1 protein-coding gene is annotated in these 13,024 nt (G+C 43.3%); it reads left to right on the forward strand.

Translation table 11 applies throughout. From position 1 onward, the window contains the following. Window positions 1–117 precede the first annotated feature (117 nt). Window positions 118–12,957 (forward strand): HYR domain-containing protein, encoded by a 12,840-nt coding sequence (locus P2G54_RS08160; RefSeq protein ID WP_275869998.1) that lies wholly within the window; start codon window positions 118–120, stop codon window positions 12,955–12,957. The last annotated feature ends 67 nt before the right edge of the window (window positions 12,958–13,024 follow it).

Raw genomic sequence — 13,024 nt, forward strand, 5'->3', positions numbered from 1 at the left:
TTTTATCACAACAGTATCCACAACACAGGCAGCGGGGATGGGCTGTATTACAGTGGTTGGGCCTCTGCGGGCAATGATTTTGTAAACAACATTTTTAAGGGGAATACGGGCTATTCGGTGGAGGTAGCGATTTCAACGGGCTTGGTGACAATGGATTATAATGACCTGTACACCTCGGGGACGTATTTGGCCCGGTGGGGAACCACCAATGCTACTGACCTAGCGACTTGGCAGTCGCTGTCCTCCAAGGATGCGAATTCCTTGAATGAAGATCCTTTATTTGTTTCGGATACGGACTTAACACCCCAAAATCCAGTACTTACAGAAGCTGGAACAGATTTAACTGCTTTTGTCTCCACAGATATTGATGGTAATCCACGAACGGTTCCTGTAAGTATCGGAGCAGTGGAATTTGCGCAAGCAGGAGAACCTTTAATTGGGGAATATACGATTGATCCAAACGGATCTGGGGAACGGAATTTTGTTTCCTTCGCGGCTTCTTCTGAAGCCTTGCGGGTTAATGGAATTTCTGGTAAAGTTGATTTTTTTGTTGCGGATGGTACCTATGAAGAGCAGTTGAATTTTGGAGCGGTTCCAGGTGCTTCCTCAGAGTTTACTGTCAATTTTAAATCGGCAAGTATTGATCCTTTAGCAGTCATTGTTGTCCATACAGATAATTATACCCTAAAGCTGGACAATGCAGAGCATTACAGCTTCTCAAATATAACTTTCAAGACACTGGGTGTAGCTCAAGTGATTCAAGTGAGAAATCGAGGAGTTAATTTACTTTTTGAAAATAACATCATTGAAAGTCCAACTACTACCAATACTTCGGGTGCAAGAGGTGGAATCGATGTTTCTGGAACTTTCACGGAAAATATCAGAATTCTGAAAAATAGGATATCGGGAGGTGCCTATGGAATATATGTTAAGGGTGCAAGTTCTTCATCTAGAGTTGGACAGGTATTGGTTTCTGAAAATGAGTTGAGTGGAATTCATTTCCGCTCTATCTATCTCAACTATACCCAAGCCCCTGAAGTGGTGGGAAACACAGTCACTACTACTTCCACAGCAGACCAGATCGCTATTCTTCTGGAGAACAACTCTGATGGATCCTTGGTGAAAAATAACCGGGTAACCAGTGTGGATGGCAATGCTTTGAGAATAGTCAATTCCGCAGGAAATACAGGTTCTCCAAACTTGGTATACAATAATTTCTTACAGGGAAAAGGAAGCAATAGAATAGTCTACCTTTCCAATACCACTCATCTTTTATTTTATCATAATGCTGTTTGGAACCAAGGCAATGGGGCTAGTTTGGAATATGCTTCCAGCGGATCCAATAATCAGTTGGTCAATAATATATTCCAGGGAACCAGTGGCTATGCCCTTCGAATTGGTGCACCCGCAGCATTCGTTAACATTGATTACAATAATCTATTTAGCTCAGGGTCTTTGCTCGGACGATGGGGTAATTCTGATGCCACTGATCTAGATGCTTGGAAAGCACTATCCGGTACGGACTCGAATTCCCTGACCGTGGATGCTCAATTTGTTTCTTCTTTGGATCTTACTCCACAAGAAGATGCTTTAGCTGTTAATGGTGCTGATTTAACAGCTATTGTTTCGGAGGATATTAATGGAGTTCCTCGATTGGTTCCTGTGAGTATAGGTGCCGTGCAGTTCTTCTCTGACAATGGACGGGATTTGGCTATCAGTGAAATCATTTCTCCTGACTCCAATTGTTTCTTGAGCGATCAAGAACAGATTCAAGTTCGTATTTCCAATGTTGGAACATCATTTATTGGGAATATTACGCTGACCTATCAAGTCCTTGGAGGAGCTTTGGTGGAAGAAGTATTGCCTTCTTCTATTGTTTTGGCTCCTGGTCAAAGCTATACCTATACCTTTGAACAAGCAGCGGACTTAAGTCAAAAAGGGGATTATACGATTGTGGTAGGGGTTTTGGAAGCTGATGAAAATCTTACGAATAATGAACTTTCAAAAACCATTACCCACTTCCCTGAACCTAACGTCAGTTTAACTGGGAATACCACAATTTGTAAAGGGGAATTCACAGCCTTGATTGCCGATGGAGGAGTTAGTTATTTATGGATGCACAATGGAAGCACAGTCCAAGGGCTAAGTGTTCAACCTACGGAAACTACTACTTATACGGTTCTGATTACCGATGAGAATGGGTGTTCGGTTGAAAAATCAATTACTGTTACGGTTAATCAGCTTCCACAAATTGAATATGTGGGAGATGCAGGATTTGAATCGTCTTATGTTTCTCCTACAGTTGGTGTTAATTCCACCGAATTCATATTCCGATTTAAATACACCGAATCTTCAGGGCTTTTACCTGCTGCAGGTTTCCCTAAATTGACTTTAAAAAGCTTTATTGAAACTCGGGAAATTGTAATGTTTGAAGAGGATCCAAGTGATTTGGATGTGACTGATGGGAAAATTTATCGGGCTCTGGTTACAAACTTAGCCGAGGATGCCAATTGGGAATCTCAAATCGCAGTTCGTACCTCAGAAGGCTGTGAAGTAAACTCAGGTTGGGTTGCTACACCTTTAGTAACAAGTGATTTATTGGATGTTGGGATTTTTGCTGGTGATATCCTATTTAGCAATGATGAACCTGGAGTTGGAGATGAATTTACGATTACGGGAATTGTTAGGAATACCTCTGATTTTCCAGCAGAAAACTTCGTAGTCTCTGTATATGATGATGAGCAATTTATTGCTTCTCAAACCGTAGATTTTGTTGCTCCACAGGACACGGTTTGGGTTCAATTCCAGTATGCTTTTTCAGTATCAGGATATCATGAAGTCAAAGTGATTTTGGATGAAACCAATGTACTGGATGAGAAAAACGAACTCAATAATTTTGCCATCCGGTTTTATGCATTGCCAGAAGGGATCAATGTTACTTCATCTGTTAATCCGTCTACCATATTTCCAAATCAAAGTTTCACGGTATCTGGTGTAGCAAGTTATTTTGGGCTAGACCTTGCAATTACTCCAAAGGTTTCTGGAGCTACTGTAAGACTTACGATGAGTAATGGCCAGGAAAAACAAACAATAACAAATTCTGCCGGAGGATTTTATTCCACTTTCACCGGTCCTTTTGAAATTGGTACTTACACTATCACAGGCGAGGTGGATGAAGGTAGGTTTGTTCAATCTTTTGGACCATTAACCATTCAAGTGGTAGAAGACAATTCTGGGGAAACTGTAAAACTTCCTGATCTTGAAACTCAATTCTCCTTATTTCCAAAAGAAGGAAGAGGTTATTATTTGCGTGGTGAAACCATAGAGGGTACTGCACGGGTAACCAATAGGGGTGATGCACCAGCTGAAAACTTTGTGTTCAGGTATTCCTCTTGTCAAGGAGTAATTGGAGAGGTATTTATTCCACTTTTGCAGCCGGGAGAATTTATTGAATATCCTTTTGTAACTACAATTTCTGATTCTGCTTTATTAAATAGTTGTTTTGGATATCTAGATTATTGCTATTTCTCAGCTACTGCAGATTATTTTGGTCAGGTATCTGAAAGCTCTGAATCCAATAATACGGTTCAAATTTCAAAAAGGATATTTGCTGAGAAGCCTGATATCAAACCTGAAAAATCTTCTCCTTCGACTTTCAATTTAAAGGATCCTTATACCTTAAGGGTTTCTGCAAGAAATCTTGGAGGGGTAGCTAATGCAGTGCCTTTTACAATGAAAGTTTATATCGATGGGGTTGAAGTCGATTCAAGGTTGATTTCTGAAAATATTGAAAACTGCGATCGTTCACAGCTCTATTCTTTGAGCTGGTTGTTTACAACGACGGATGATAAAGTAATTCGAATTGAGGCCGATACACCGATTGGATCTGGCGTTATTGATGAGTTTGATGAAACCAATAATGTCTTGGAGTTTACGATAAGATACTCCCCTAAGAAACCCGATCTAGATACTTATTATCAGCGATTTAAAATTGAGCCAAGCCATCCAAATCTTGGAGAGACATTTAAAATCAAACGTCTTTATCGAAATATTGGACGAACTGCAACTGCCGCTCCATTTACGAATTCATTTATAATTAATGAAAATGGTGTAGAACGGGTGATTAGTAATCGCATAGAAGATTCGATTGAACCAGGAGGTTCCAGAACTGATAGTATCTATACCAGTTTAACAACTTATGGTAATAATCGAATCGATTATCTACTGGATGCTAATTCTGAAATTTCTGAGTCAAATGAGTCGAATAATGCAGGTTTTGGTTTCTTATGTGTTGATTTTTCACTGGCATCAAGTTCATTTTATTTTTACAATGCTTGGCGGGGTAATTACCAAATTTATACGGAGCAGTTTTTGACTGCTAATATCCAAAACACTGGGCTTTTTGATTCAGAGGAGGTATCAGTAAAATTCTATTTGGATGATGTAGAGATTGCCAGTACAGTTGTTCCTAATATTCTTGGCGGTTCAGCATCATTTGTCCAGTTACCGTATGTATTTGTTGAAGCAGGTACTTTCACTTTGAAAGTAGTGGTAGATGAGGAAGGGAAATATACGGAGTGTCAAGAGGACAATAATGAATTTAGCAAGCAGATCACGATTCTTACTCCGGGTCCAGATCTTTCGGTTGAACCTCAATTTATATCTCCCACTAAACTAAATCCAGATCTTGGTGAACCTGTTAATTTCTTTGTTTCCTATGAGAATTTGGGAGTGGTTCCTTCTGGTCCTTTTAAAGTAAGGTTATTGGTTGATGGCCAGCAAATAGGAGAGGACGCACAAGTCAGTGGGGTAGCAGCAGGTGAAGATGGAACAGTAGCTATTTCGGATACTTATTCCTCAACAATTGGTGGTCTCAAAACACTGGAAGCCATTATTGATGTCTTGGAAGAGCAGCCCGATAGAAATAGGGATAATAATACAGCGCTCCGAAGCATATTTGTGGGTGATGCGCCAAACCTTCGATTTGCTGATTTAATTTTCAGTAATGATTGTCCTAAAAATGGAGACGAAGTATTACTTACAGCAAGCATTTTCAATGAAGGAGATGTAGGTACAGAAGCAACACTGAAGTTTTACTACAAATCCGGGGAAAGCCTTGATGAAATTTCTCGAGATTTAATAACTGTCGGACCCCAAGATACGGTAGAGGTGTCTGTTCCGATTACGCTTTTAAGTAACACCTTTACTATTTATGCAGAGTTATCAGGAGCAGACCCAATTGAATATGATATTCTCGACAATAGTATTGAAAAAGCATTCTGTACAAATGTTGTAGCCGAATACACTTTGACAACTAGTGTGGTTGGGGAAGGAATAATTGTTCGAGATCCTAATCAAAATCAATTCTTGGATGGAAATACCGTTTCCCTGAACCCGATTCCTGCAGAGGGATGGAGTTTTGTACAGTGGTCAGGTGATGCTACTGGTTCCGACAATCCACTTCAGCTCAGCATGGATGCAGATAAGCAGGTGGTTGCTGAATTTGTGGAGAACTTTAGAATAAGGTTAGGAGTAACCAATGAGTCCTGTTTTGAAGCAGGAGATGGAAAACTTCAGGTAAATGTATTTGCAGGATTGCCTCCGTACACCATTGAATGGTATAAGAATGGTCAGCTTTTGCCTGATACTGGTATTTTACTAGAAAATCTGTCAGCTGGATCCTATGAAGTTCGGGTTACTGATTCCAATTCGGAAACCTTAACCGAACAGGTTGAATTGATTGTAGGGGATTTCCAATATCCTGTGATTGATATCCCGACTGAAATCACCTTATTCTTGGATCAAAGTGGTTCCACGTTATTGACTGTCGAAATGCTAAATGATGCTTCATTCGACAATTGTGGTATCAGTTCCAAATATTTCAATGAAGGAGTAACATCGATTCCATTTGGATGTGGAGATGTTGGTCAATCTATTTCTGTTGACTTCAAAGTCGTTGATACAAATGGAAACATCTCTGTAAAATCCTTTAATGTACTTGTGTTGGATGAATTGAAGCCGGTCATCACGAATGTTCCAGCCAACATCTCGGTGAACAACGATGCAGGAGTCTGTGGAACGGTGGTAACCTGGACTGAACCGATTGCTTCGGACAACTGTGAAATCGCAACCTTCGCTTCTGATCATACTTCAGGTGATGCGTTCCCGGTAGGCGAAACATTGGTGACCTATACGGCAATCGATATCCACGGCAATACCGAGACGGCGAGCTTCACGGTGACTGTTACGGACAACGAGCTTCCTGTCATTACGAATGTTCCAGCCGACATCTCGGTGAACAACGATACAGGAGTCTGCGGAGCGGTAGTGACTTGGACCGAACCGATTGCGGCAGATAACTGTGGAATTGAAAGCTTCAATGCGGACCAGGTGAATGGCGCAGTCTTCCCAGTTGGCACTACAACGGTAACCTATACGGCAACCGATATCCACGGCAATTCCGAGACAGCGAGCTTCACGATAACCGTTACAGACAATGAGCTTCCTGTCATCACGAATGTCCCAGCCAATATCTCGGTGAACAACGATCCGGGAGTCTGCGGAGCGGTGGTAAGCTGGACCGAACCGATTGCTTCGGACAACTGTGAAATCGGAACCTTCACTTCTGATTACACTTCAGGTGATGAGTTCCCAGTAGGTGAAACCACTGTAACCTACACGGCGACCGATGTTCATGGCAATACCGAGACGGCGAGCTTCACGGTTACTGTTACGGACAATGAGCTTCCTGTCATTACAAATGTTCCAGCCAATATCTCGGTGAACAACGATGCAGGAGTCTGCGGAGCGGTGGTAAGCTGGACCGAACCGATTGCTTCGGACAACTGTGAAATCGGAACCTTCACTTCTGATTACACTTCAGGTGATGAGTTCCCAGTAGGTGAAACCACTGTAACCTACACGGCGACCGATGTTCATGGCAATACCGAGACGGCGAGCTTCACGGTTACTGTTACGGACAATGAGCTTCCTGTCATTACGGATGTTCCAACCGACATCTCGGTGAACAATGATGCGGGAGTCTGCGGAGCGGTGGTAACCTGGACTGAACCAAATGCTTCGGACAACTGTGGAATAGATAGCTTCACTTCTGATTACACTTCAGGCGATGAGTTCCCGGTAGGCGAAACATTGGTGACCTATACGGCAACCGATATCCATGGCAATATGGAGACAGCGAGCTTCACGATAACCGTTACGGACAACGAGCTTCCTGTGATCTCCACTATGCCAGCCAAAATCTCGGTGAACAACGATCCGGGAGTCTGCGGAGCGGTGGTAAGCTGGAATGAACCGAATGCTTCGGACAACTGTGGAATAGATAGCTTCACAGCTGATCAGGTAAACGGATCAGTCTTCCCAGTTGGAGAAACTACTGTTACCTATACCGCTAGGGATATCCATGGCAATGAAGAAACAGCCAGCTTCACGGTAACCGTTACGGACAATGAGCTTCCTGTCATTACAAATGTTCCAGCCAACATCTCGGTGAACAACGATGCAGGAGTCTGCGGAGCGGTGGTAGCCTGGACCGAACCGAATGCTGCTGACAACTGTGGTATTGAAAGCTTCACAGCTGATCAGGCAAACGGATCAGTCTTCCCGGTAGGAGAAACTACTGTTACCTATACCGCTAGGGATATCCATGGCAATGAAGAAACAGCCAGCTTCACGGTAACGGTATCGGACAATGAGCTTCCTGTCATTACGAATGTTCCAGCCAACATCACGGTTAACAATGATGCGGGAGTCTGCGGAGCGGTGGTAAGCTGGACTGAACCAAATGCCTCGGACAACTGCGGCATTGAAAGCTTCACAGCGGATCAGGTGAATGGATCTGTCTTCCCAGTTGGAGAAACTACGGTTACTTATACCGCTACGGATATCCATGGCAATATCGAGACAGCGAGCTTTACGATAACCGTAACTGACAATGAGCTTCCTGTCATTACGAATGTTCCAGCCAACATCTCGGTGAACAACGATACAGGAGTCTGCGGAGCGGTAGTGACTTGGACTGAACCGATTGCGGCAGATAACTGTGGAATAGAAACCTTTACTTCAGATTTTGCCAGTGGATCAGCCTTCCCAGTTGGAGAAACTACGGTTACTTATACCGCTACCGATATCCACGGCAATACCGAGACAGCGAGCTTTACGGTGACTGTTACGGACAATGAGATTCCGGTCATTACAAATGTTCCAGCTAACATCTCGGTGAACAACGATCCAGGAGTTTGCGGAGCGGCTGTAACCTGGACTGAACCGAATGCTGCCGACAACTGCGGTATTGCAAGCTTCACTTCTGATTACACTTCAGGTGATGAGTTCCCGGTAGGCGAAACATTGGTGACCTATACAGCAACCGATATCCATGGTAATACAGCGACAGCGAGCTTCACGATAACCGTTACGGATAATGAGCTTCCTGTCATTACGAATGTTCCAGCCAATATCTCGGTGAACAATGATCCGGGAGTTTGCGGAGCGGTGGTAACCTGGATCGAACCAGATGCGGCAGATAACTGCGGTATTGAAAGCTTTACAGCCGATCGAGTGAATGGAGCAGTCTTCCCAGTAGGTGAAACCACGGTAACCTACACAGCGACCGATGTTCATGGCAATACCGAGACGGCGAGCTTCACGGTTACTGTTACGGACAATGAGCTTCCTGTCATTACAAATGTTCCAGCCAATATCTCGGTGAACAACGATCCAGGAGTTTGCGGGGCTGTGGTGACTTGGGCCGAACCGATTGCGGCAGATAACTGTGGAATAGAAACCTTTACTTCAGATTTTGCCAGTGGATCAGCCTTCCCAGTTGGAGAAACTACGGTTACTTATACCGCTACGGATATTCATGGCAATGCTGAAACAGCGAGCTTTACGATAACCGTTACGGATAATGAGCTTCCGGTCATTACAAATGTTCCAGCTAACATCTCGGTGAACAACGATCCGGGAGTCTGCGGAGCGGTAGTGACTTGGGCCGAACCGATTGCTTCGGACAACTGTGAAATCGCCACCTTCACTTCTGATCACATTTCAGACGAAGTCTTCCCGGTTGGCATCACGACAGTAACCTATACGGCAACCGATATCCACGGCAATACCGAGACAGCGAGCTTCACGGTTACTGTTACGGACAATGAGCTTCCTGTCATTACGAATGTTCCAACCAATATCTCGGTGAACAACGATGAAGGAGTCTGCGGAGCGGTAGTGACTTGGACCGAACCGATTGCGGAAGATAACTGCGGTATTGAAAGCTTTACAGCCGATTACACTTCAGGTTATGAGTTCCCAGTAGGCACCACGACAGTAATCTATACAGCGACCGATATCCATGGCAATATTGAGACATCGAGCTTTACGGTGACTGTTACGGACAATGAGCTTCCTGTCATTACGAATGTTCCAACCGACATCTCGGTGAACAACGATCCGGGAGTTTGCGGAGCGGTGGTAACCTGGATCGAACCAGATGCGGCAGATAACTGCGGTATTGAAAGTTTTACAGCCGATTACGCTTCAGGTGATGAGTTCCCGGTAGGCGAAACATTGGTGACCTATACAGCAACCGATATCCATGGTAATACAGCGACAGCGAGCTTCACGATAACCGTTACGGATAATGAGCTTCCTGTCATTACGAATGTTCCAGCCAATATCTCGGTGAACAACGATCCGGGAGTTTGCGGAGCGGTGGTAACCTGGATCGAACCAGATGCGGCAGATAACTGCGGTATTGAAAGCTTTACAGCCGATTACGCTTCAGGTGATGAGTTCCCAGTAGGCGAAACATTGGTGACCTATATGGCAACCGATATCCACGGAAATATGGAGACAGCAAGCTTCACGATCACCGTTACGGACAATGAGCTTCCTGTCATTACGAATGTTCCAGCCAACATCTCGGTGAACAACGATGCAGGAGTTTGCGGAGCAGTGGTGAGCTGGATCGAACCAAATGCGGCAGATAACTGCGGTATTGAAAGCTTTACAGCCGATTACACTTCAGGTGATGAGTTCCCGGTAGGCACCACGACGGTAACCTACACGGCGATCGATATCCACGGCAATTCCGAGACAGCAAGCTTCACGGTGACCGTTACGGATAATGAGCTTCCTGTCATTACGAATGTTCCAACCGACATCTCGGTGAACAACGATGCAGGAGTCTGCGGAGCGGTGGTAAGCTGGACTGAACCAAATGCTTCGGACAACTGTGGAATTGAAAGCTTCAATGCGGACCAGGTGAATGGCGCAGTCTTCCCGGTAGGTATCACGACAGTAACCTATACAGCTACTGATATCCACGGAAATACCGAGACAGCGAGCTTCACGGTGACTGTTACGGACAACGAGCTTCCTGTCATTACATGTCCTAATAATATAAGCTCAACCGTTGAGTTTGGACAGATCGGTAAAGTGATTACTTATGACCTACCTACTACAACTGATAATTGTGGAGTACCAACCATGGAATTGATCAGTGGTTTGCCAAGTGGAGAAGTTTTCCCTGTGGGAATTACTACGGTGACTTATAAAGCAACTGATACTGCGGGAAATTCTGCTGAATGTAGCTTTACTGTAACTATTACTGAAAGCGCGGATAATGAAGACCCAGTAATCAATGATTGTCCTTCTGACATTAATGTGTCAAATGACTCTGGCAATTGTGGAGCGGTGGTGACTTGGACAGAACCAATAGCTACGGACAATAGTGGCTCAGTATCATTGATAAGCAATTATGAACCTGGTTCAATATTCCCTGTGGGAACTACTGAGGTGATTTACACTGCTACCGATGCGGCTGGTAATCAGTCTATTTGTAGATTCAATGTAATAGTAACTGACAATGAATTGCCAAATGTTCTAACTCAAGATCTGGAATTCAGCATAGATGAAGCGGATATAATTACAGTGGATCCATTGGATATTGATAATGGTTCATCTGATAATTGTGGAATTGAAAGTTATAGCCTGAGCAAAACAACGTTTACTTCTGCGGATGAAGGAGTGAATTCTGTTGTCTTGACGGTTATTGACATTCATGGAAATCAAAATTCTGCTTCTGCTTTTGTTACAATTATTCTCAATTCGGTAGATCCTGGAGATATAGATTCAGATAATGATGGATTTACTCCGAATCAAGGGGATTGTGACGATTCAGATGCGACAGTTTATCCGGGAGCACCAGAAGTATGTGACGGTATGGACAACAACTGCGACGGAACGATTGACGAAGGTGTACAGACTGCATTCTACATTGATGAAGACGGAGACGGATATGGTGCGGCAAACTCAACTCCTGTTTATGATTGCTCTGCTCCTGATGGGTATGTGCCTAATAATTATGATTGCAATGATGGGGATGAACTGATAAACTCCTTCTCACTTCAAAACTGCGAAAACAATCCTTGTCTTGAGGAAGAGGTAATCCATTCAATTTCTGGTCCATTAGACCCACATGAGGTAAACTCTTCAATTAGTGTTTTAGCCGAAGTTACAGGGGAAGTAGTAACTGCTAAATGGATTTGGGATGATGGTGAAGAAACAGTCTTGAGTTCTCCATTTACTGATTATTCAGCTAGCCATATTTATACCACGCCTGGTGTTTATCAAATTAGCTTAGTTCTTACTGATGAATGTGGAAATGAAACAGTAGGCTACACAGATTTGGCCGTAATATTTGATCCAAACGGAGGCTTTGTCACTGGGGGTGGATGGATTTGGTCGCCTAAAGGCTCTATGCCTAGCGACTATGAAGCAGAAGGTCGTGCCAACTTCGGGTTTGTAGCTAAGTATAGAAAAGGAAGTAATAAGGTAGATGGCCATACCGAGTTCCAATTCAAGAATGGTGACTTGACCTTTAACAGTACTTCGCATGAGGATATGTCCTTGGTTGTTGCTGGCTATAAAGCTATCTACAAGGGGATAGGTAGGGTGAATGGAATAGATGGTTATTCTTTTATGGTTTCCGCAATTGATGGAGCCAAGAAGGAAATTGAAGAAGCCGATAAATTCCGTATCAAAATCTGGGATATCCAAACTTCAGAAGTCATTTATGACAACCAGCAGGGTGAATCCGATAACTCTGATGCAAAAACAGAGATTTCCGGTGGAAGTATCATTATCCATAACCCTGTGAAAGGCAAAAACAAATCCCTAGACTCCTCTTCTTTGATTACCGTTGATTGGAACACTCCATTTGAAACTTTGAAAGACTATACCTATTCCTTTACTGACAATGGAATGGATTACGAACTTGAAGTGACATGGAATGAGGAAGATTATAATCCGCTTCTTCCGGGATATTACCAGATCTCGGGAGAACTCAAAGAAGCCACTATAGGGTTTAGAGTTCCGATGAATGGTATTAATATGCAAGTTCTTGTCTTGGATAAACCTCTTCCTGAGGATATCATTATTGATAATTCTGAAATAGCCAAAGAACTTGCTGAAGGAGAGTTAATAGGTGCATTCCATACTCTGGATCCAGTTGATGATATACATACCTATCATTTGGATGAAAATGAGCATTTCGAATTGGATGGAAACCTACTTAGATGGAAGGGTAGTACAAGCAAAGTTGCTTCTGGTTATACTGTTCGGGTTTACAGTACAGATAGGGCAGGGCAGACTATTTTGAAGGATATCCGACTTACTAGGGAGCCAATTCCAAATAATGTTTGGGTATATCCAAACCCAGCCGCGGATGAAACCAATATCCAAGTGGAGATTAGAGAGGAATCAGATGTCACCATCCGAATTTACGACGCTGTCGGACGTTTGGTATTTGAGGAAAAAGGATTCCATGAAGATGGTTTTGTTCGAAATGTTGATCTTGAATCCTTAAGTGCTGGAATGTACACCGTTCAGGTTCAGATCAATTACCAGATTCTAACCAGAAGATTGATTAAGAAAGAATAACCTTATCATTAAATCTTAACGCGCTTTATAAAAGGCTATGCACATTGATTTGAGCATAGCCTTTTTT

The sequence above is a fragment of the Algoriphagus sp. CAU 1675 genome, from assembly GCF_029222925.1.
Lineage (GTDB): Bacteria > Bacteroidota > Bacteroidia > Cytophagales > Cyclobacteriaceae > Algoriphagus.